Source organism: Parabacteroides sp. FAFU027 (assembly GCF_022808675.1).
GTDB lineage: Bacteria > Bacteroidota > Bacteroidia > Bacteroidales > UBA7332 > CAXXIC01.
Window position 1 is genome coordinate 91,133 of the sequence record NZ_JAKZKV010000005.1, and the last position, 21,590, is coordinate 112,722.

Below are 21,590 nucleotides of genomic sequence, written 5' to 3' on the forward strand. Positions count from 1 at the left end.
TTACAAATTAGCAAACATGCTAATTCAAAATATTGAAAGAAATATGACACTTATCGAGAATAAAAATCAGAAACTATACTACTCAATCGGTGAAGTAGCAGAAATGTTTGGCGTAAATGAATCATTATTACGTTACTGGGAGAGAGAGTTTGACATTATCCGTCCGCGCAAAAACACTAAAGGGACACGTTCATACCGCAAAGAAGACATTGATAATATAAAGCTGATATACCATTTGGTTAAAGAAAAAGGACTTACTCTGGATGGGGCCAAAAAGAAAATCAAAGACAACAAAGATGGCGTCACCAAAAATCACGAAATCATTACCCGTCTGCAAACCCTGAAAGAAGAGCTTTTGGCCATGAAGGCCGAACTGGATGCAATAGAATAATACCCCCCTTGCGTCATCCAAGACAAAAACGGAGTAAAGCATTCTATAAAGATTGTTGCTTTTCTCCGTTTTGTTCTGCAAATATTTTTGCACGGCCAGTTCGGTAAAAAAAGACGCACCGAAATCACTTTGATGCGTCTTTTGTAGAGAAAGTATGTATTGTTTTTCTTTGCTTATACAAAGATAAGCCTTTACACTCGACAAAGCCTTAAAAATCACATTAAAATCGCCTTAAAGTTGACGGAGTTATTTAACTTCCACTCTTTTTGTTGGAGCTTGTTTTTCGTTTCGAAGATGCACCTGCTCCACCACCGATTCTGCTAAGTGTATGAATGCCTGACCCGTCATTGAGTTTTCATCCAAAGCAACTGGAGCACCCTTGTCTCCTCCTTCACAGATACTTTGTACGATTGGAATTTGTCCGAGCAATGGAACCTTCATCTCTTCAGACAAGCGCTTAGCACCTTCTTTTCCAAAGATGTAGTATTTATTTTGCGGAAGTTCTGCCGGTGTAAACCAAGCCATATTCTCCACCAAACCTAAAACAGGCACGTTTACCTTTTCACCAACAAACATATCAATACCCTTGCGTGCATCGGCCAACGCCACTTCCTGCGGTGTAGAAACCACGATTGCGCCGGTAATGGCAAGCGTTTGCACCAAGGTAAGGTGAATATCACTGGTACCGGGGGGCAAATCCAGCAAGAAGTAATCAAGCTCACCCCAGTGGGCATCTGCAATCAGCTGTTTTAAAGCGTTGCTGGCCATTCCGCCACGCCAGAGTACTGCATTATCTTTATCAACAAAGAAGCCGATAGAGAGCAATTTAACGCCGTATTTCTCAGCCGGGATAATCAGGTCACGCCCATCGATGTTTTCGAGAAAAGGACGAACCTCTTCCACGTCAAACATCTTAGGAACCGATGGACCGAAAATATCGGCATCGAGCAGGCCTACTTTGTAACCCATCTTTGCCAATGCAACGGCAAGATTAGCCGAAACAGTGGATTTACCCACACCACCTTTACCGGAGGAAATGGCGATAATATTCTTTACCTGAGGTAAAAGCTTCGCTGGCTCAGGACGTGCTAATTGTTTAGCTTTCACTGAAATATTCCCCTTTATCTCAACTTCTTCTCCCACATAGGTAAGAATAGCGGTTTCGGCAGCTTTTACCACTGATTTGATAAATGGGTCATTCGGTTTCTCGAAGACAAGTGAAAAGGTCACTTTATTGCCGTCGATGCGCAAGTCATCTTCGACCATACCGGCAGAAACAATGTCTTTTCCGGTACCTGGATAACGCACGTTTTTTAGTGCGTCAAGAATTAAATTAGGATATAATGCCATCTTCCTGTTTCTTTTTGGAGGTATCACTTCTACGGCCACGGTTGAAACTGCGATAATCATCGTATTCGATTTCAACATCCGGCTCGATTAAATTTTCTCTGGGTTCACAAACAAACTGAATGTATTTAATGTTCAGTCCGCGCTCCAGCCATTGCTGCTCGTAGAATGTGCGGATAGAAAGTATCGGGTCGACAATATCCGAATGATACAAATCATCCGTGCAACGAATCACCGGATAGCTGTTGGCTTCCACCATATATTTGGTATAGGTAAACATAAAGTTGCTGTCTGATTTTAAATGTACAATACCGTTCGGAGTAAGAATCTGACGGTACAATTCCATGAAACGGGTCGATGTCAGACGTTTGCGCACCTTTTTCATCTGTGGATCCGGGAACGTAATCCAAATCTCAGAGACTTCATTTGCAGCAAAGAAGTAATGAATCAGCTCAATATCCGTGCGGAGAAACGCAACATTGGTCATACCCTCCTGAAGCGATTGTTTGGCTCCGGACCACATACGGGCACCTTTTACATCTACACCGATAAAGTTTTTTTCCGGATATAATTTAGCCAGTCCTACGGTGTATTCCCCTTTTCCACAACCCAATTCAAGCACAATCGGATTGTCATTTTTGAAAAACTGCTTACCCCAGTTGCCTTTCAGGTCAAATCCGTTCTCCTGCAAAGCGGCGAAAGGAAATTGAAAGACATGAGGATAAGTATCCATATCACTGAATTTCTTGAGTTTGTTCTTTCCCATATAGAATGTTAAGTTTTGCGAGTGCAAAAATACATGTAAAAAACGGGTGGTAAAAGCCGTCAGATAATAAAAATAGACTCTGCCGGCCACAAATCAACTCCTATTGAGCAGAATCGGAGAAATGGCTGTTGAATTTTCATACATTTGTACCAACTTATCTTGAACTGAAACCCATGATTCAATTCGAAAATATCACCATTTCCTACAACGGTAAGACCGTAATCAATAACTTCTCGACAGACATCAAAGCAGGTGAAAAAATCTGTTTTGTCGGCGAATCCGGTTCCGGTAAATCAACGCTGCTACATGCCATTCTGGGCTTTGTGCAACCAGAAAGCGGTGAAATCCGGATAGATAGTGAAGCCATCTCTGCACATTCTATCCATACAATTCGCGCGAAAACGGCGTTTCTGCCACAAGATATTTCATTTCCTTATCCAACGGTGAAAGAGCTGCTCCTCTCCCCTTTCAGCTTCAAGGCAAACCGAAAGAAAACTGTTTCGGATGAACGGATTCTGTCTGTTTTTACCACTCTCAATCTGGAAAAAGAGATTTTGCATAAAAAGCTGAATGAAATCTCCGGCGGACAGAAGCAGCGTGTATTACTTGCTCTGATTGCGTTGTTAGACAAGCCGATTGTACTGCTGGATGAACCAACCTCTGCACTGGATGCCGGAAGTGTTGATCTGGTGATACGCTTTTTGAAGGAGATGAAAAATACTACCGTAGTAATAGTTACGCATGACCGGCGCTTTGCAGAGGCTTTTGACCGAATCATTCCGATAAATTAAGAAATTTACCACTAAGCCACTAAGTTCACGAAGCTTCACTCAGTTTTTACCTGTTAGTGGTTATAAAACTATTTTCAAATATGGACATATCATACACCCGCCTGTTATTGGGCTACCTATTGTTGCTAATACCGGTATATTACCTGCAATATTATAAAACCGGATTGGTCAAAGACACTTTACTGGCAGCCGTCCGCATGAGCATTCAGCTTTTCCTCATTGGGATTTATCTGGAGTTTTTGTTTAAGCTGAATAATCCGTGGGTAAATATGCTCTGGGTAATCGTTATGATCCTGACAGCCGGATACACAGTGGTAAAACGGAGCAAACAGCGCATCGGATTACTCTGGATGCCTGTCTCGGTGGCCATCCTGATTTCGGTGGTCATCTGTGCCGGATTCTTTCTGGGGATCGTATTGAATCTGCCATCGGCATTTGAAGCGAGATACTTTATACCCATTTGCGGAATGGTGCTGGGGAATATTCTAAACACGAACGTGATTTCACTCAATACGTTCTACTCGGGCATTGAGCGCGAAAGGACTCTCTACCTATTTTCTCTGGCCAATGGCGCACATCCGGCAGAGGCGCAACGCTACTTTATGCGGGAGGCGCTGATTAAATCGCTCAATCCGGCCATTGCCACGATGGCGGTAATGGGGCTGATTTCGCTACCGGGCATTATGACGGGACAGATTCTTGGAGGAAGTTCGCCCTCGGTTGCTATCAAATACCAGATTATGATTATGATCGTAATTTTTTCCTCTTCGCTGATTTCCGTATTGGTGACGCTTTGGCTCTCGACCAAACGGGCATTTGACAAATTCGGAATTCCTCTTAAATAACATATATTTTCTACTTTGGCTGGTTTTGTGTACCTTTGAGACGTTTATCGGTTGACATTTCTGAAATTCTTTCATTCTATCCTTTAAACGTCAACCCTTAACAATTCAACATTTCTAAATATGACATTCGAAGAACTTAAATTAAACGACAACATACTTGAAGCCATTTCGCACATGGGTTTTGTCAATGCAACCCCCATCCAGGAGATGGCCATTCCTAAAATACTGGATAACAAAGACCTGATTGCCTGTGCCCAAACCGGTACCGGTAAGACAGCTGCCTTTGTACTTCCTATTCTGCACAAAATCGTAGAGCATCCTACGTCAACCACCAGCACCCTGATTATTGTCCCCACCCGCGAACTGGCCATTCAGATCGATCAGGAGATACAGGGACTCTCCTACTTCCTGTCGGTTTCATCGACGGCGATATACGGGGGTGGCGACGGCAAGGAATTTGCAATCCAGGAGCAGGCGATTAAAAACGGTGCAGACATTGTGGTGGCTACTCCGGGACGCTTGCTGGCATTCCTCAAGATGGGAAATATCAAGCTATCCCGTATCAAGCACCTGATCCTTGACGAAGCAGATAAAATGCTCGACATGGGATTCCTCGACGATATTGAGAAAATCATCCAGCACATTCCTCACCAGCGCCAGACGTTGATGTTTAGTGCAACGATGCCTCCGAAGATTCGCTCGCTTGCAAAGAAGATCCTTGTAAATCCGGAGGAAATTTCTTTGTCAATCTCAAAACCGGCGGAAGGTGTTTCCCAAAATCTGTATCTGACTCATGATACACAAAAGAATGGAGTTCTCTCCCATATCATCAAAGAGCGCCCCGACTACAACAGTATCATTATCTTTACCTCGGCAAAAAGCAAAATCAACGATATCGTCACTTCGTTGCGACGTAATGGTTATGCCTCTCAGGGTATCTCCTCCGACCTCGACCAGCACGACCGTGAAGAGGTATTGCGCGGATTCCGTTCGAAACGTACTCGTATACTGGTAGCGACGGATGTGATGAGCCGCGGTATCGACATCAAGGAGATCAATATGGTGATCAATTACGATGTGCCTCACGATGCAGAGGATTACGTGCACCGCATTGGACGTACCGCACGTGCCAATACCAAAGGGGAAGCCTTTACGCTGGTGAATGAAAAGGATATGCACAAGATGCAACGTATCGAGAAACTGATCGACATGTCTGTCCCGAAACTGGCATTGCCGGAAGGACTTGGACAGGGGCCGGAATGGCAGATTGCCGCTAAGCCAAAAGGTCGCCGCGGTTCATCCCGTCCGAATCCCAATCGTCCACGAAAAACGCCGCCACAGCATCAAAATAAGCAGGGAAACAGACCCAATAGACCAAACAGACCTAATAAGCCGAACAAGCCTGCTAATGGAGAATAATATAAAAGCCGAATCATTCAATTGCGATGATTCGGCTTTTTTTCTATTTCTTAGAATCGCAGTTACAAACTGCTCTTGTTTTAGGTCCAAGTTTTGTAAACTTGAACCAGAAGTTACCTCTTATTCTTACGATAAAGAGAGATACTCCACCTACTTCTTTGCACCAATCAAATAAGTAACCTTTACTTGTTCCGAAAATTCCTGCTCGTTTATGCTAAAGTAGTTAGTCGGCATTGAAGAATCTTCTTCACTTGCCAGGGCGTCAGCTTTGAGGACTGGTGGGACAAACTTGATTGAATTTCTAGTAGGTGGAGGGACATCAAATGTACGATTATCAGAAAAGTATTTGTAGCCAATATTTGACACAGAGAATATATCACAATCTGATTCAGCAGCAATAATTCCCGCTTTACGTTTAGCGTCTTTCAGGGCGAGGGTTATTAATTCTTCCTGAATTTTTCTGGTCAGTTCTTCAGAACATTCAGTCTGCATATAAATTTCTACGCCCTGAACGCTATCTTTCATTAGCTTTGAATAGATATTGAAGATGCGCTGTTTATCCAACGGGAATTTTACGATCATGGATTGAGCAGCCTCATATTGTACTTTTTTATTTTTGCCGACCGGTAACGTTGACATCGAGAAATCGGCAAGTTTTATCTGATCATCGCTAAAACCGTCTGCTTTTAATCTTTTAAGGACCAATCCCGACATATCATTTAGTTTCGTATATGCCTCTGATTCGCTATTCTTTATCGTTTTGATTTCTAAATTCATTATCCCCTTATCCGGTAAAACCATTTTACTTGCTTCACCCACCACATCAAGTGATGCAACCCTCTGAGAAAATGAACTCAGGCATAGTAGCCCGCCAATGATAATGCAATAAACTCGTTTCATAATTCAATGTGTATTAGCTATGTTCTATTTCAAAAATCCGGAGCACGTCCACTACGCACCCCGGATTCCTTTCTCTTTTTAATTATCTGCCTTAGCATCGCCACTTGCATCTCCCTTTTTCCCTTCCAATGCATGATACTTCTTGCGAAGCTCATCCATTTTATTGAAAACGGCGGTGAGGGTATCGCTTGGCGTATAATGATGCGCCTGCTCTATGGCGGTACAGAACTGCATATAAGCAGCTATGACAGCCGGCTTGACATCTGTCGCGGATGTATCATGTGCGGCATAATCAGCGTTGCGATTGTGATAAACGTCATTCAGCTCGTTGTTTTTCGTTTCCAGATTTACGAACTGGGTACTAACACCGAGCGTGGTTGCCGCGGCAACAAGTTCCGGATTACTTTTGTATTTATCCACCATTTCGGAGATAGAGCCGGTCTCGATATTTATCGGCAGGGAAGCTACACCTTTGTAGGGAGTCAGGAAGAGATGGAGCGTGGAGGCGGCAGACTTTTTCGTCTCATCCGAACTACGGATATAAGTGCGGACTATACCTTTGATTTCACCTAACTCGCCATCGCGGGACTTATCCAATCCTTTGATCAGGGATGAAAGCGCGCTTTTCTGCGCCTGGTTCATACTAAGACCGAGTGTTTGTTGAGTAGATTCGAGCAAGGAAAGGGCTGCCGCAGCTATCGGCCCTATTACTGCTGAAACCGGTTTTGCAAGTTCAATCGTCGATTTGTTCAACGAATAGATTCCTTCAATCGTCAGATGATTTACATGAAGGGGAGAAAATGAAATGTAATCCATGATAATTTACTTTTACTGTTAAAAAATAGAATAAGGACATACAAACAAAGATTCTCAACATACGATTGGACTATTTTAATGTACTGCATTTTGCAGTAGTCTGACTGAGATGTCATTCTTGCCACTGCATTTTGCAGTCGGTCGAACGAGATGTCATTCAAGGGCCTGCATTTTGCCGTAGGTTAAATGAGAACTCAACCAAGCTCGTGCATTTTGCAGGAGACGAAATGAAATCCCAATCAAGGTCGTGCATTTTGCAGGAAACTGAAAAAGAACTCGTTCAAGGTCCTGCGTTTTGCAGCGGTTTGAATCAGGGGCTTTTCGGGGTTCTGCATTTTGCAGCATCAAATTGAATAACAAGAAGCTCTGATTCACAATCGTGTTTTCCAAAAGTATAAATTTATTTTCACAAAACAACACATACAATACAGACTTATTGCAAATAAGCAGATGATCAACATTAGTTTATACTAAAATCCAGGGATGCAATCTTTAAAAATCACAAGCAAATAAATATTTCCCGGATTCAACTTTCCAATGATTTTTTGAAAATGACGATACTCAATCCTTCTTCTTTCTCAGATTATTATAATCCAGATAATAGAGCACACGTACCGATAGGCTATTTGCCGGAGATTTCCAATATCGGGTAAGATTATTCCAGTAATTGGTGATGACTTTATCCTGATTTTCGAGGGCTGCACTTTTCCATCCCAGGGAAAGCTCAGATCCCGGAGCAAAAATCCATCGGAAGATCATATCTACTGTGAAAGCGTTGTAGTTCTGATCCTCATTCTCCTGATAATCGTTTGCTGAAAGCAGATTGCCATCCCTTTGCAGATAATAAAAGTTCTTGTTGGCATTGCCTGACCAGTAATGGCGCACACGAAGCGTAAGTCCCGAACGGTTGTTGAGCATATAGGAAGCACTCAAGATATTTTCCAACACCTTGACATTACGTTTAGCGAAAACGATTGTACTATCGTTATCCGTTTTATCCGTAAAGCCGATGTTGTTGTAGGCATTGTTGAAGCTCACCCCGTAATTGAGTTGCGTGTGCTGGCCGATACGCAATGTGGCAGAACCATCCCCAAGTATGGAATAAGCATCAGTATGAGGTTGAGCATTCATCCCGATGTGGAAATAAAAACTGAGAGACTTACGGGTATCAGTATTCAGGTTAAGATTGTGCCAGTAATAGTGCGGAGTAAAGAAAAAACGGCCTTTCACCCGTGGTTCGAAGTAATCCTTCTTATCGGTGCCGATACCTCCATTGGCATAGAAACTGTAGTTGTTTTTGAAGAGCATATTCAGGTTGTATCCCATCTCGTGATTAAACACGGTCGAAGGGTTAAACACCCGGTAATAATCCCACCAAAGATTTCCATTGACCTCTCTGAAAATGGAAAACGGCTCCACCTTCTGGTAATAAATCCAGCCTTCGGAGAGGATGATATTGTTTCGTTGCAAATACCCTAAATCGTTGGGATTGTATTTATCCGAATAAAGCCATTCATTCAAGCCAAATTGCAGTTTGCCCCGGTTCTTTTCCAGCGAAAACTGCCCGTAATATCCCGTTTCACGTGAAGAATCACCACGTGTGCTTATTGCGCCTTTTGCCTTCAATGCATATTTGAGGCTCTTATCCCGAAACTGAAAATCAGTCGCGGTTACATTGGCCATAAATGAATTATTAGCCATCATCATATTGGTATTTATCAGGCTGAAATAGGAGTTGTGAGGCAAAGACTTATCCACCACCGCAACATTATAATTGGTCAGCGGCTGAATATTAACCCTGCGGTGGTTTCCTGTAATGGTATCGCGAAGCTTTGCATAAGAATCCACTGAAACGGCATTGAGAAAGCCAATCCCCCACCCGTCTGCCGTACGTCCCGATATTTTCGTGGCATTTGCCAGCTGGGTTTCGGTAGGTCTGTAGTAGATTTCTTCATTATCCCGCAGGGCATCGTCTGCTTTCCCTCCAAATTTAGGATAAGCTCCTATTCTCCGGGAGTAGAAGATATTTCCCCGTTGGAAAAGCTCTGTTCCTTCGGTAAAAAACTGCCGTTTTTCGCTGTAATAAAGTTCGTAAGGAGTCAGATTGAGCTTCTTATCATCAGACTGTATTTGCCCGAAATCAGGAATCAGCATCATATCCAGAGTAAAGCTCTCGTTGATGCCGTATTTCATGTCCATTCCGGCTTTGTAGAGGAAATCGGCTTTCTCGCCGGCCTTTGTTTCGGCGTAAGTAGCCAGATAAGGACTGAAAGAGAGTCTGACGGGCGGTTTAATATCTTTGAGACCGGTCATCTCGCCTTCCTGATGGATAAATCCCGAAACATTGCGGTCAACCATACTCCAGGAATTATTGGAATTATACCGGCGGATATTGCGAAACATATTCATGCCCCAGGTATTACCTGTCTTTCCGGAAAAACGCAATGCAGAAAAAGGAATGCGCATCTCCGCAATCCAACCGTCAGAAGTAAGGCGTGTCTTGCTCTCCCAGACTGCATTCCAACTGGCATCTTCATTATCTCCATCGCTTTTTACAGCTTTGAGGTCAATCTGTACCCCGGCAGTTGTAACAAAAAAGCCAAATGCAAGCTGCCCCTGATTATATGGGTCAATGTAAATGCCGAAATAGTCAGACATTCCCGTATCATCACGGGTGGTCAGAAAGTTAAAGATACTGTCAGGAGCGCTGTCATATAAATGCGCCCCGACGTAAATAGCGGTCTGGTCGTAGAAAAGAAATACTTCGGAAGGCTGGAAAGAGGGTTTTCCGTTTAAAGGTTGCAATTGCACAAAGTCTTTTGCCGGTTTAGCCTGTGAATAAACCGGTTCATCAAGCACGGCATCTATGGTCAGCGGTTTGGATATAGGTAAGACTTCCACGCTCTTCTTCTGTACGGCAAAAACATGACCAAAGCAAACAATCGGGATTAGCAGGAGACTCAAATATCTCATGGGTAAATTCTTTACGATGCATTAATCCCTTTATCAGAAATGGAAATAGACCCCGGCTACAACATTGATCGCATTACCTCCGGGTTCTCTGAATTCATTCTTTAGATAACTAAGGTTTGTACCCGAATTAAATTTATAGGCAATACCTGTCCATTTCAAGCCTAGATCAGCAGACCAGGATTCAGACCAAAAGTATTCATACATCGCATTTACATGATACCCGGCTGCATTTTCGTAATTCCAGGTTGCATCAAAGCCATTCTGTACTCTTTGCCCTCTGATCGTCAACCGGGGCGAAAAGTTATAATCGGCTCCGGCTCCAAATTTCAGCCTCTTGGTAAAGTCTTTCCCTAACATCAACACATAATTTGCCGTCAATGTTACACTGCCGTAACCCACGCGTGCTTTTACATTGGTTACCGGGTTCGTCAGAGTGCTTCCCTCAAAATTAATATCCCCATCCATTTCAAAACTACGGGTCAATTCGTATCCGTATCTGACACCGAATGCGTAATTCTTCCCCAGGGAAATGTTTGCGTTCTTAAAATCAGGCGTAACGAACAAGGTGTGATTTTCGGTTCCCCTACCCAAATCAGCTGTCAATCCAATTCTGCTCCTGCCATAAACGGGGTCAGCAGCGCCTTCTCCAAATGTACTGAAGCTTATCAATGCCAGACAGGCAATAATGAATACTCTTTTCATGGCTAAATATATTTAGGTGAATGACTCAACTCCGTCTATATTATAACACTCCGACACCGGAAATTGTCTTTAAATCACGGAGTAATAAAAAATGAAGACTATAAAATAAAACACTGGGAATTTCTATCTTTGCTTTGACAGTAAAAAATCATTTAAATAAGAGCTCCACATGCGCATTTCAGTATTCGTTATTCTATTATTTACATTCCTATCTTTCAGCTGCGTCAATAGAAAAGATAATTTTCCGATTTCATTACATTGCAGCTTAATACGCTCCTATGATAGCTTACTTGATGATTCTGTTACTCACAAATGTCATGATCTGCATATTGCTGTTATCAACAAATCAAATAAACCAAGAGGTTACTGGACGTGGACTTGTAACTTCTACACAAATCTTATTCTTAATAATACTTATATGTATGCTCTATTCAACGGTTGTGACAAAAATTATCCAGATACATTTATGATCCCACCTCATGATAGTATTTGCTATTCTATTAAATTGGCAGAACAACAATATTCCACGCTATTTAAAATCACATCCACAAAAGTTGGATTAATTTATGTTGACCCTAATACATATAGAACTGAAGACGATTATCGACGGTTTATGGGTGACAAAAGTCAATGGGATAGAATAATATGGAGCAATCCTTTATATTTAACAACACCTGAATAAAAACAAAAGAACCACAGAAGCCAGTTTCCAGGCCTCTGTGGTTCTCTGTTTAATTAATCGGAGTGCGACTTAACGTCGCGCTCCGATTGGGGAAAATTATCAGCAAATCTTGCGCGAACCGTCGCCAATCACCACATCATATACTTTCGGTGATACGCCGAATTTATCCATAAAGTCTTTGGTTGCTTTTTCGATAAAGGCATCGTGGAGCTCTTCTTTCACTAAGTTAATGGTGCAACCACCAAAACCTCCACCCATCACGCGCGATCCTGTCACGCCACATTCTTTGGCTATATCATTGAGGAAATCAAGCTCTTCGCAACTCACTTCGTAGAGCTTACTCATACCGTAGTGGGTACCAAACATCTTCTTGCCTACTGTCTCGTAATCGCCTTTTTTCAAAGCTTCACAGGCATCAAGCAAGCGTTGCACTTCTTCGATTACATATTCAGCACGCATATAATCTTCATCATTCAGCTCAAACTTAACTTCTTTGAGCATGTCCAACGTTGCATCACGGAGAAATTCCACCTGCGGATGATTCTTACGAATGGTTGCAGCCGCACGTTCACACGATTCGCGACGGCGGTTATAGGGAGAGCCTACCAGCTCGTGTTTCACAACGGAATCGAGTAATACCAGTTTGTATCCTTTGGGATCAAACGGGACATATTCATATTCAAGCGAGCGACAATCGAGTTTAATCAAATGGCCTGCTTTTCCAAAGATGGAAGCAAACTGGTCCATGATACCGCACTTCACTCCCACGTAGTTGTGCTCAGTTGCCTGACCAATCTTTGCCTGTTCGAATTTCTCTATCCCAAGACCAAACATATCATTCAGCGCAAAAGCATAGGTGCTTTCGAGCGCAGCCGAAGAGGACATCCCCGCTCCCAGCGGCACATCGCCGGTAAATACGGTATCAAATCCTTCGACCTTACCACCGCGTTTGCTGATTTCGCGTACCACGCCGAAGATGTATCTCGCCCAGCTTGCAGCAGGCAGGTCTTCTTCATTCAGGCCAAATTCAGCCGATTCATTCAGGTCTATGGAGAAAGCGCGGATTTTGGCAAGGCCATTGGGCTTGATTTCGGCTAACATGCCTTTATCCACAGCTCCCGGGAGCACAAAACCACCATTGTAATCGGTGTGCTCGCCAATCAGGTTGATACGTCCGGGTGAAAAATATACGGAGCCTTCGGCTTCAAATTTCGCTTTAAAAGTAGAGCGAACAATTTCTAGGTTTTTCATAATTCTAAGGTTTTAAATTATCGTGTAGCTTTAAATGCAAAGTTAGAAGGATTACTGAAAAATAAAACAAATGAGGAGTAAATATGGCGTTCGGGGGATAGAAATTTCACGAGTGGAACGATTGGTTTATTATGAAAGAAGGTATCTCCTATTCTTGCGATAAGATGAGATCCAAATTCCATGATCATTCAATTTTTTATGGTTCAACAATGAGTTGTTAGAAAATATCATTTCAGAAATAGCAATCATTTGATAATCATTTAAGCCACTACAAAATGTAGAAGTTTGAACAGATAGGCAATCAAGTTACTACATTTTGTAGAAGGTTGATTGAGGATTTAATCGGGTTTCTACAAAATGTAGAGGCCTGATTAGGTGTTTATTTTGGAATCTACATTTTGTAGAAGCTTGAACGAAGACTCTTTCGACCTTCTACAAAATGTAGGAGGTTGAACAGGATATCATTCCGGTTTCTACAAAATGTAGAGGCTTGAATCGGATACTTTTCTGATTTCTACATTTTGTAGAAACTGTTTTTAGATTTATATACCTCAAATTATCCATTAAAACAGGTTGCCGCTTTTTCCTCCAAGTTTAATTATCGCAGTCAGCCCCTAGAACTATACACAGACTACTCATCTCTGGCGCAGATTTAGCAAATGCATATTTCATTCTCAAAATCAAGATCGCTTATAGCTGAGGGGATATGAAAAAAGCTGCCCCCAATGGAAGCAGCTTCTTATTTTGTAGTGAGAGGATGACTTGGAGTCACCCTCTCACTGTGGAATTGCGGAAAAAACTTAGCAGATTTTACGAGAACCTTCGCCGATAACTACATCGTACACTTTAGGTTCGTGACCGTATTTAGCTGAATATTCTTTTTTCGCTTTAGCGATAAAACCGTCGTAAAGATCTTCTTTTACTACGTTGATGGTACATCCGCCGAAGCCACCACCCATGATACGGCTACCGGTTACACCAGCTTCTTCAGCTACAGTAGCTAAGAAGTCAAGCTCTTCGCAGCTCACTTCGTAAAGTTTGCTCATACCCCAGTGAGTTCCGTACATCATTTTACCTACTGTTTCGAAATCACCTTTGGTCATCGCGTCGCAAGCCGTTCTCAGGCGCTCAGCTTCACCTACCGCGTATTCTGCACGCATGAAGTCCTCAGCGCTTACCAACTCTTTCACAGCGTTCAGTTGGTCGAAGTTAGCCTGGCACATGTGCTCTACTTCAGGATATTTTTTGTTTACCTCTTTAGCTACGCGCTCGCAAGAAAGACGACGCTCGTTGTAAGGAGAACCTACCAACGCGTGTTTTACTACAGAGTCAAGCAATACTACTTTGTAACCTTTAGGCTCGAATGGAACGTACTCAAACTCCATGTTGCTGCAATCCAGTTTAATCAAATGGCCTTCTTTTCCGAAGATAGAAGCAAACTGGTCCATGATACCGCAGTTTACACCTACATAGTTGTGCTCGGTCATCTGACCTACTTTCACCAACTGTTTTTTGTCGATATTCATTTTGAAAATATCGTTCAAAGCATACGCATAAGCGCTTTCCAAAGCAGCTGATGAAGACATACCAGCGCCGAGAGGCACATCACCGGTAAATACTGTATCGAAACCTTCAGCTTTGCCGTCACGTTTTGCCAACTCACGAACAACGCCGAAGATATATCTTGCCCATCCTTCTGCCGGACGGTCTTCTTCGTTCATTCCGAATTCTGAAGATTCTTTCAGGTCAATAGAGTATGCACGGATTTTATCTGTTCCGTTAGGTTTCAATTCGATCAACATACCTTTGTCCACTGCACCCGGAAGTACAAAACCACCGTTATAGTCAGTGTGCTCACCAATCAGGTTGATACGACCCGGTGAAAAATATACTGAACCGTCAGTACCGAATTTTTCTTTGAATGTAGAGCGAACGATTTCTAGGTTTTTCATAATCTTGAATGATAAATAATTTGAATGGTTAGTGTGTGTATTATTTTTTGTTAGTGAGGGGGTGACTCAAAGTCACCCCCTCACTGGAAAGGTTGAAATTTATTCTACAGGAATATCTTTGTTTACGTTTTTGCAGCCAATCAATGCATAGAACAACATGTAAGCCAAACATGCAAACATTACCCAGTAGCTGTTCAGGTAACCAAAGTGGTCAGATACCCATCCCTGGAGCAATGGCACGATACCACCACCGCAAACCATTACCATGAAGATACCGGCACCGGCAGCAGTATATTTACCCAAACCTTCTACAGCCAAGTTAAATGTTCCACCCCACATGATTGATGTACACAATCCGCAAAGTACAAGGAACATAACGCTAACAGGAACCTGAGCACCAATAACTGGAAGAGTTACGGCTAAAGATTGCGGGCTAACAATAGCCAGAGTTACCAAAACAAGTCCTAAGCTTGATACAAACGTCATCATCGCTTTACTTGACACTTTCGAACCGATTGAAGCTCCTACCAGACGGCCAACAAGCATCAACAACCAATAAATTCCTACAATACTTCCTGCAATTGTAGCATCAATACCAAGACCGGGATTGGAAGCATCCTTTCCAGCTGTCATGAACAAGTTAGCTGTACTTGGAATACCGATTTCAATACCCACATAGATAAAGATAGCGATAGCTCCGAAGATGAAGTGACGGAAAGAAAGCGGGCTGTGGTGGTGAACCTCTTTTTTAGACTCAGCTGTTTCAAGGTGAGGCTCAGGGATATTTACAAAGTACAATACTACAAATGCCAACGCAAAGATACCCATAGCCAGGAACAAGGCAGGGTTAGCTTTTTCGATGGTACGACCGGCTGCTGCTCCCATAAGGAAACCAACCAACATCGGAGTGATTGTAGCACCGATAGAGTTGATAGAACCTCCGAATTGCAGCAACTTGTTTCCTTTGTTACCGCCACCGCCAAGGGTATTCAACATCGGGTTAACTACGGTATTCAACATACACATAGAGAAACCTGAGATAAATGCACCTACCAGATATACGGTAAAGCTACCGACCTGACCTGAAAGAAACTGTACGCCAACTCCGGTGAAACCTACTACAATTGCAGCCAAAGCTGTTTTTTTGTAACCGATTTTTTTCAGCATTAAACCGGCAGGAATACCCATGAAAGCATAAGCGAGGAAGTTACCGAGGAATCCCAGCTGAGACTCAAAGTTGGTAGCTCCGAATTGTTTAGCAACGATCACCCCCATCGGACTTGGCAAACCGGTCACGAAGGCAATCATAAAGAACAGCGCAAACATCATTGCGATTGGCAATGCATAGTTTTTTTGTTGTGTTGTCATTGAAATTTAAGTTAGTTAAGTGTTAGTGATTAGTATTTAGTAGTGATTATTTCTCTACAGAAAATTTGTATTCGCAGATGCTGCCATACACTTCTCCCGGACGAAGAACAGTAGATGGGAAGTGTGGTTTATTCGGTGAATCGGGGAAGTGTTGTGTTTCGAGGCAGAATGCACTGCGTTTTGGGTATTTTTTACCGGCTTTACCTTCGAAATCACCCAACCAGTTACCGGTATAAAGCTGAACACCCGGTTCGTTAGTGATAGTTTCAAGCACGATACCGGTTTTCGGAGAAACTGTTCTCGCACAAACAACCAGTTCGCCCGGATATTTCTTGTCAATTACATAATTGTGGTCATAACCATTACCCCAAACCAGTTGATTGAAGTCTTCATCGATACGTGAGCCAATCGTCTGTGGAGTAGTAAAGTCCATTGGTGTACCTTCCACTTTTACGATTTCTCCGAATGGGATAGAAACATCATCAGCAGGAGTATAAAGAGAGGCATTGATTTGCATGATATGGTCACCTACATACTCGTCACCGGCACCTGAAAGGTTGAAGAATGAGTGGTTGGTCAGGTTGCAAAGGGTCGGTTTATCAGTAGTAGCTTCGTAAGAGATGTGGAAAACATTTTCGTCAGTCAGCTTGTAAATCATTTTTACGGTTAATGTGCCGGGGAAACCTTCTTCCATATCGGGAGAAACCAGAGTCATTTCGAGCGTTTGTGCATCGGTCTGTTTTGCATCCCACACTTTTGAGTCAAAGCCGACTTTTCCTCCGTGAAGGTTATTCGGGCCATTATTTGTAGCCAATGAATATTCTTTGCCGTCTAATGTAAATTTACCTTTAGCAATACGGTTTCCGTAACGACCGATTACCGCACCAAGATATGTAGGTTGATTATCAGTATAACCTTTAATAGTCTGGTAGCCCAAAACCACATCGGTCATTTTGCCGTTTTTATCCGGCACCATTAACGAAACGGGAAAGCAACCCAGGTTGGTTACGCACATTTCGCAACCGTTCTTGTTGGTTAATACGAAAAGGTCTGTTTTTTTGCCATTGATTTCGGTTTGAAAGTCTGTTCTTTTCAAGCCGGAAAGTGTGTGTTGTGTTTCCATTGTATATTATTTTGCATCTGCATTTTTAGCAGATATTTTCTTAAAATCGGGTGGTAAAATTAGAAAGGATTATTTGCATAAGTCGAAATGCAAATATGTTTTACAGCACAAACTGGCACATAATATGCTGTTTGAACTTATTGTTTTCATCTTTGAAAGAATTTTATCCTTACCGGGGAGCTTTAGAATACAAATAAAGCGCCAGTCCGGAAAAAATAACGTTCGGAATCCATACTGCAACAGCCGCAGAAGTAAGTCCGCTTACAGCAAACGAAGACGATATAGTCATAAATAAGATGTACGCAAAACTTAAACCAAGACCGATTCCAATATTTACCCCCATACCTCCTTTCACCTTACGGGAAGAGATAGAAATCCCAATGGTGGTAAGAATAAATGAGGCAAATGCCATAGCAAAACGACGATGGTACTCGATTTCAAATGCCTTGATATTGGCAAATCCACGTTTGACCTGTTTCGAAATATATTTGTGCAGTGAAGGAGTATTCATTTTTTCCTGGTCCCCCAACGAAATTAGGAAGTCTGTTGGTTCAATCGCAATGGTAGTATCCAGGGAACTTCCGCGTTTTATTTGCTCTTGTTTTCCTGCCAGATTACGAATAAGATAGTCTTTTACAACCCAATGATGAAGAGTATCGTATTTTATAGAAGTTGCGGTAAGTCTCGATTTCAGCGTTTTCCCATCAAAGCGTTCCAGGGAAAAACTAGAACCGGTCTTTGTGGGTTTATCGTAACTATCAAAATGGGCTATGACATTACTATCCACTTTTAGCTGAATATTGTGAGCAAAATCTACTCCTTTATTCTTTATATAAGTATTTTGAAATTTAATCCGTTTAACATTGGCCGGAGGGATAATAAAAGAACTGAGCAGCAAATTGGCCACCGCAATCACCAACGCAGAAAACATATACGGTCGCATCAGTCGGTTAAGACTCATTCCACTCGACAACATAGCAATAACCTCTGAATTATCAGCCAGTTTGGAGGTAAAAAAGATTACCGCAATGAAGGTAAACAGCGGACTAAAGAGATTAGAGAAATAGGGAATAAAATTGAGGTAATAGTCAAAAATGATTGCTTTTGCCGGAGCTTCATTTTCAATCAGCTTATCAATCTTCTCATTCAGGTCAAATACAACTGCTAACACAACTATCAAACCAATGGAAAACACATAAGTCCCCAAAAACTTCTTGATAATGTAAATATCTATTCTCTTAAACATCCTTACTCAGTTTACAGACGTGTGGACACTCTTTTTACCATTTCTCTTTTCCATTCGGCAAAATCCCCGGCTAATATATGACGACGGGCTTCCTGTGTCAACCACACATAAAATGCCAGGTTGTGGATTGATGCAATTTGCAGGGCCAACAATTCATCACTGACAAACAGGTGACGCAAATAGGCTTTCGAATAGAGACGGTCCACTTCCGAAGCACCATCAATCTCAATTGGAGAAAAATCATCCGCCCATTTCTTATTCTTCATATTCATGATGCCATCTTTAGTAAATAGCATACCATTACGACCATTACGGGTAGGCATCACACAATCAAACATATCCACGCCACGTTCAATCGCTTCCAGGATATTTGCCGGTGTACCCACTCCCATCAGATAACGGGGTTTATCGGTTGGCAGAATTTCATTCACTACTTCGATCATCTCGTACATTTTCTCAGTAGGCTCTCCTACCGCAAGGCCGCCGATGGCATTTCCATCACATCCTTTTTCTGCAATATACTCAGCTGCACGACGGCGAAGATCTGGATATACACACCCCTGTACAATCGGGAAGAAAGTCTGGCTATATCCGTATTTACCTTCCGTTTCGCTAAAGCGCTTCAAACCGCGGTCCAACCAACGCTGAGTCAGTTCCAAGGACTTTTTGGCATAGTTGTAGTCGGAATCCCCCGGGGGACATTCGTCAAATGCCATGGTAATATCGGCACCGATAATACGTTGGATATCCACCACATTTTCAGGTGTAAAGAAATGCTTCGAACCGTCAATGTGCGAACGAAACTCTGCTCCTTCTTCTTTCAGTTTACGTATTGCCGAAAGCGAAAATACCTGAAAGCCACCACTATCGGTCAGGATAGGACGATCCCATCCGTTGAATTTGTGCAATCCACCAGCTTTTTCGAGTATATCGAGACCCGGACGAAGATAAAGGTGATAGGTATTTCCCAAAATAATCTGGGCATTGATATCGTTTTTCAACTCCTGAATATGAACCGCTTTCACTGAGGCAACGGTTCCCACCGGCATAAAAATCGGGGTAAGAATGGTACCGTGATCAGTCGTAATCTCGCCTGCACGGGCATTGGTTTTGGAGTCGGTGTGGTGTAGTTTGAAATCCATAAATAGAGAGACCCCACCCTAACCCTCCCTAAAGGGGGAGGGAAATGGAGCTGAAATGATTTATATTGTTTGTGGTAGCTGGTTCAGAGGCTTTATCTCCGTCCGTCGGAGGTAATCTCCTACTCCATTAACTTACGGTAACGCACCCGTTTAGGCTCAACATTACCCAAGCGCATTTTCTTGTTTTCTTCGTATTCGGTATAGCTTCCTTCGAAATAGAATACTTCCGAATTGCCTTCAAAAGCCAGAATGTGTGTACAGATACGGTCGAGAAACCAACGGTCGTGCGAAATCACTACTGCGCAACCGGCAAAGTTATCCAAACCTTCCTCCAATGCACGAAGTGTATTTACGTCAATATCATTGGTCGGCTCATCCAGAAGTAAAACGTTACCTTCCTCTTTCAGGGCAATGGCTAAGTGCAAACGGTTACGCTCACCACCGGAAAGTACGTTACAGAGTTTCTCCTGATCAGCACCGGTGAAGTTGAAACGCGACAAATATGCTCGTGCATTCAGTTCGCGCCCACCCAGTTTAATCGTTTCCTGCCCACCGGAAATTACCTGATAGACGGTTTTCTGCGGATCAATATCTTTGTGCGACTGGTCAACATATGAAATTTTCACAGTCTCACCTACATCAAAAGTTCCTTTATCTGCTTTTTCCAACTCCATAATCAGTCGAAACAATGTGGTTTTACCGGCACCATTCGGTCCGATAATACCCACAATACCATTCGGAGGTAACATGAAGTTCAGGTTGTCAAACAGCAACTTCTCACCAAAAGCTTTGGAAACATCAGTTGCTTCAATTACCTTGTTTCCCAGACGAGGGCCGTTAGGAATATATATTTCGAGCTTCTCTTCGTGCTCTTTCTGATCTTCGTTAAGCAGTTTATCATATGCGTTCAGACGGGCCTTACCTTTGGCATGACGGGCTTTGGGAGACATGCGCACCCATTCCAGCTCGTGTTCAAGAGTTTTACGACGCTTGCTGGCTGTCTTTTCCTCCTGTTCCATGCGTTTGGTCTTTTGTTCCAACCAGGAAGTATAGTTTCCTTTCCAGGGAATTCCTTCACCACGATCCAGCTCCAGAATCCATCCTGCCACATGGTCAAGGAAGTAGCGGTCGTGCGTAATTGCAATAACCGTTCCCTGATATTGTTGCAAGTGCTGCTCCAACCAGTCGATAGACTCAGCATCAAGGTGGTTGGTAGGCTCATCAAGCAACAGAATATCTGGTTGTTGAAGCAATAGTCGACACAGAGCCACACGACGTCGCTCTCCACCAGACAGGAATTTCACCTGCTGATCTTCGGGCGGACAACGCAATGCATCCATCGCACGCTCCAGCTTGTTATCAAGGTTCCACGCATCGGTTGCATCGATTTTATCCTGCAATTCAGCCTGACGGGCAAACAAAGCATCCATTTTATCGGCATCTTCGTAATACTCCGGCAATCCGAATTTTTCATTGATTTCTTCGTATTCTTTCAGGGTATCCACAATTTCCTGAACCCCCTCCTGAACAATCTCTTTTACGGTCTTTTCATCATCCAAATGAGGCTCCTGCTCCAGGTAACCCACTGAGTAACCGGGTGAAAATACCACTTCACCCTGATATGATTTTTCAATTCCAGCGATAATTTTCAGCAGAGTCGATTTACCGGAACCATTTAAACCGATGATACCGATTTTGGCACCATAGAAAAAGGATAGGTAAATATTCTTCAATACCTGTTTCTGGGGAGGAAAAGTCTTGCTCACCCCTACCATCGAAAAAATGACTTTCTTATCGTCTGACATATAATGAATTAGATTTAGTTATTTCTAAATAGGATATTGTCGTAAAAAATGAATCGCAAAGATAGGGATTT

At 42.7% G+C, this 21,590-nt stretch carries 18 protein-coding genes; 5 read left to right on the forward strand and 13 right to left on the reverse strand.

The window, feature by feature from the left end; all coding sequences use genetic code 11:
• Positions 1-43 precede the first annotated feature (43 nt).
• On the forward strand, positions 44-391 hold the full coding sequence (locus tag MLE17_RS09165; RefSeq protein WP_243348490.1) for a MerR family transcriptional regulator: 348 nt from the start codon (positions 44-46) through the stop codon (positions 389-391).
• Between the two features lie 246 nt (positions 392-637).
• On the opposite strand, the gene MLE17_RS09170 is transcribed toward MLE17_RS09165, so the two are convergent.
• A complete protein-coding gene (locus tag MLE17_RS09170) occupies positions 638-1,741 on the reverse strand; it encodes an Mrp/NBP35 family ATP-binding protein (protein WP_243348491.1) in 1,104 nt (367 codons plus the stop codon).
• Entirely contained in the window at positions 1,725-2,504 is a 780-nt protein-coding gene (trmB, locus tag MLE17_RS09175) for a tRNA (guanosine(46)-N7)-methyltransferase TrmB (RefSeq protein ID WP_243348492.1), read from the reverse strand. The genes MLE17_RS09170 and trmB overlap by 17 nt, the downstream gene beginning before the upstream one ends.
• 173 nt (positions 2,505-2,677) lie before the next feature.
• On the opposite strand from trmB, the gene MLE17_RS09180 reads away from it, so the two are divergent.
• From MLE17_RS09180 to MLE17_RS09190, 3 genes are all read left to right on the forward strand, one after another.
• On the forward strand, positions 2,678-3,295 hold the full coding sequence (locus tag MLE17_RS09180) for an ATP-binding cassette domain-containing protein (RefSeq protein WP_243348493.1): 618 nt from the start codon (positions 2,678-2,680) through the stop codon (positions 3,293-3,295).
• A gap of 80 nt (positions 3,296-3,375) precedes the next feature.
• A complete protein-coding gene (locus tag MLE17_RS09185) occupies positions 3,376-4,140 on the forward strand; it encodes an ABC transporter permease (RefSeq protein ID WP_243348494.1) in 765 nt (254 codons plus the stop codon).
• 120 nt (positions 4,141-4,260) lie between these two features.
• Positions 4,261-5,559, forward strand: coding sequence for a DEAD/DEAH box helicase (locus MLE17_RS09190; protein ID WP_243348495.1), 1,299 nt, complete (start codon positions 4,261-4,263; stop codon positions 5,557-5,559).
• Positions 5,560-5,709: 150 nt separating this feature from the next.
• Here the strand turns inward: MLE17_RS09190 and MLE17_RS09195 are convergent, their stop codons facing one another.
• The 4 genes from MLE17_RS09195 to MLE17_RS09210 all read right to left on the reverse strand — a co-directional run bounded on the left by MLE17_RS09195 (position 5,710) and on the right by MLE17_RS09210 (position 10,950).
• Positions 5,710-6,459 (reverse strand): SIMPL domain-containing protein, encoded by a 750-nt coding sequence (locus tag MLE17_RS09195; RefSeq protein ID WP_243348496.1) that lies wholly within the window; start codon positions 6,457-6,459, stop codon positions 5,710-5,712.
• A 78-nt stretch (positions 6,460-6,537) separates the two neighbouring features.
• Positions 6,538-7,275 carry a DUF6261 family protein gene (locus tag MLE17_RS09200; RefSeq protein WP_243348497.1) on the reverse strand — a complete coding sequence of 246 codons (738 nt, stop codon included), beginning with the start codon at positions 7,273-7,275 and terminating at the stop codon, positions 6,538-6,540.
• A gap of 561 nt (positions 7,276-7,836) precedes the next feature.
• Positions 7,837-10,248 carry a DUF5916 domain-containing protein gene (locus MLE17_RS09205; RefSeq protein WP_243348498.1) on the reverse strand — a complete coding sequence of 804 codons (2,412 nt, stop codon included), beginning with the start codon at positions 10,246-10,248 and terminating at the stop codon, positions 7,837-7,839.
• A 33-nt stretch (positions 10,249-10,281) separates the two neighbouring features.
• A complete protein-coding gene (locus tag MLE17_RS09210) occupies positions 10,282-10,950 on the reverse strand; it encodes a hypothetical protein (protein ID WP_243348499.1) in 669 nt (222 codons plus the stop codon).
• A gap of 418 nt (positions 10,951-11,368) precedes the next feature.
• On the opposite strand from MLE17_RS09210, the gene MLE17_RS09215 reads away from it, so the two are divergent.
• On the forward strand, positions 11,369-11,632 hold the full coding sequence (locus MLE17_RS09215) for a hypothetical protein (protein ID WP_243348500.1): 264 nt from the start codon (positions 11,369-11,371) through the stop codon (positions 11,630-11,632).
• A gap of 99 nt (positions 11,633-11,731) precedes the next feature.
• On the opposite strand, the gene galK (MLE17_RS09220) is transcribed toward MLE17_RS09215, so the two are convergent.
• The 7 genes from galK (MLE17_RS09220) to ettA all read right to left on the reverse strand — a co-directional run bounded on the left by galK (MLE17_RS09220) (position 11,732) and on the right by ettA (position 21,519).
• Positions 11,732-12,883 carry a galactokinase gene (gene galK / locus MLE17_RS09220; RefSeq protein WP_243348501.1) on the reverse strand — a complete coding sequence of 384 codons (1,152 nt, stop codon included), beginning with the start codon at positions 12,881-12,883 and terminating at the stop codon, positions 11,732-11,734.
• Positions 12,884-13,683: 800 nt separating this feature from the next.
• Positions 13,684-14,835 carry a galactokinase gene (gene galK, locus MLE17_RS09225; protein ID WP_243348502.1) on the reverse strand — a complete coding sequence of 384 codons (1,152 nt, stop codon included), beginning with the start codon at positions 14,833-14,835 and terminating at the stop codon, positions 13,684-13,686.
• 99 nt (positions 14,836-14,934) lie between these two features.
• Positions 14,935-16,203, reverse strand: coding sequence for an MFS transporter (locus tag MLE17_RS09230; RefSeq protein ID WP_243348503.1), 1,269 nt, complete (start codon positions 16,201-16,203; stop codon positions 14,935-14,937).
• A 46-nt stretch (positions 16,204-16,249) separates the two neighbouring features.
• Positions 16,250-17,326: an aldose epimerase family protein gene (locus tag MLE17_RS09235; RefSeq protein WP_243348504.1), complete on the reverse strand. Its 1,077-nt coding sequence runs from the start codon at positions 17,324-17,326 to the stop codon at positions 16,250-16,252.
• Between the two features lie 169 nt (positions 17,327-17,495).
• On the reverse strand, positions 17,496-18,572 hold the full coding sequence (locus MLE17_RS09240) for an LptF/LptG family permease (protein ID WP_243348505.1): 1,077 nt from the start codon (positions 18,570-18,572) through the stop codon (positions 17,496-17,498).
• 11 nt (positions 18,573-18,583) lie between these two features.
• Entirely contained in the window at positions 18,584-19,714 is a 1,131-nt protein-coding gene (gene tgt / locus MLE17_RS09245; RefSeq protein ID WP_243348506.1) for a tRNA guanosine(34) transglycosylase Tgt, read from the reverse strand.
• 119 nt (positions 19,715-19,833) lie between these two features.
• Positions 19,834-21,519 (reverse strand): energy-dependent translational throttle protein EttA, encoded by a 1,686-nt coding sequence (gene ettA / locus MLE17_RS09250; protein WP_243348507.1) that lies wholly within the window; start codon positions 21,517-21,519, stop codon positions 19,834-19,836.
• Positions 21,520-21,590: the final 71 nt, after the last annotated feature.

Bases quoted from the DNA above. Each gene is read 5' to 3' on its own strand.
- MLE17_RS09195 (WP_243348496.1), bottom strand. From the start codon at position 6,459: ATGAAACGAGTTTATTGCATTATCATTGGCGGGCTACTATGCCTGAGT.
- MLE17_RS09205 (WP_243348498.1), bottom strand. From the start codon at position 10,248: ATGAGATATTTGAGTCTCCTGCTAATCCCGATTGTTTGCTTTGGTCAT.
- MLE17_RS09210 (WP_243348499.1), bottom strand. From the start codon at position 10,950: ATGAAAAGAGTATTCATTATTGCCTGTCTGGCATTGATAAGCTTCAGT.
- MLE17_RS09185 (WP_243348494.1), top strand. From the start codon at position 3,376: ATGGACATATCATACACCCGCCTGTTATTGGGCTACCTATTGTTGCTA.
- MLE17_RS09240 (WP_243348505.1), bottom strand. From the start codon at position 18,572: ATGTTTAAGAGAATAGATATTTACATTATCAAGAAGTTTTTGGGGACT.
- galK (WP_243348501.1), bottom strand. From the start codon at position 12,883: ATGAAAAACCTAGAAATTGTTCGCTCTACTTTTAAAGCGAAATTTGAA.
- MLE17_RS09230 (WP_243348503.1), bottom strand. From the start codon at position 16,203: ATGACAACACAACAAAAAAACTATGCATTGCCAATCGCAATGATGTTT.
- MLE17_RS09190 (WP_243348495.1), top strand. From the start codon at position 4,261: ATGACATTCGAAGAACTTAAATTAAACGACAACATACTTGAAGCCATT.
- MLE17_RS09180 (WP_243348493.1), top strand. From the start codon at position 2,678: ATGATTCAATTCGAAAATATCACCATTTCCTACAACGGTAAGACCGTA.
- MLE17_RS09165 (WP_243348490.1), top strand. From the start codon at position 44: ATGACACTTATCGAGAATAAAAATCAGAAACTATACTACTCAATCGGT.
- MLE17_RS09170 (WP_243348491.1), bottom strand. From the start codon at position 1,741: ATGGCATTATATCCTAATTTAATTCTTGACGCACTAAAAAACGTGCGT.
- MLE17_RS09200 (WP_243348497.1), bottom strand. From the start codon at position 7,275: ATGGATTACATTTCATTTTCTCCCCTTCATGTAAATCATCTGACGATT.
- galK (WP_243348502.1), bottom strand. From the start codon at position 14,835: ATGAAAAACCTAGAAATCGTTCGCTCTACATTCAAAGAAAAATTCGGT.
- trmB (WP_243348492.1), bottom strand. From the start codon at position 2,504: ATGGGAAAGAACAAACTCAAGAAATTCAGTGATATGGATACTTATCCT.
- MLE17_RS09235 (WP_243348504.1), bottom strand. From the start codon at position 17,326: ATGGAAACACAACACACACTTTCCGGCTTGAAAAGAACAGACTTTCAA.
- ettA (WP_243348507.1), bottom strand. From the start codon at position 21,519: ATGTCAGACGATAAGAAAGTCATTTTTTCGATGGTAGGGGTGAGCAAG.
- tgt (WP_243348506.1), bottom strand. From the start codon at position 19,714: ATGGATTTCAAACTACACCACACCGACTCCAAAACCAATGCCCGTGCA.
- MLE17_RS09215 (WP_243348500.1), top strand. From the start codon at position 11,369: ATGTATGCTCTATTCAACGGTTGTGACAAAAATTATCCAGATACATTT.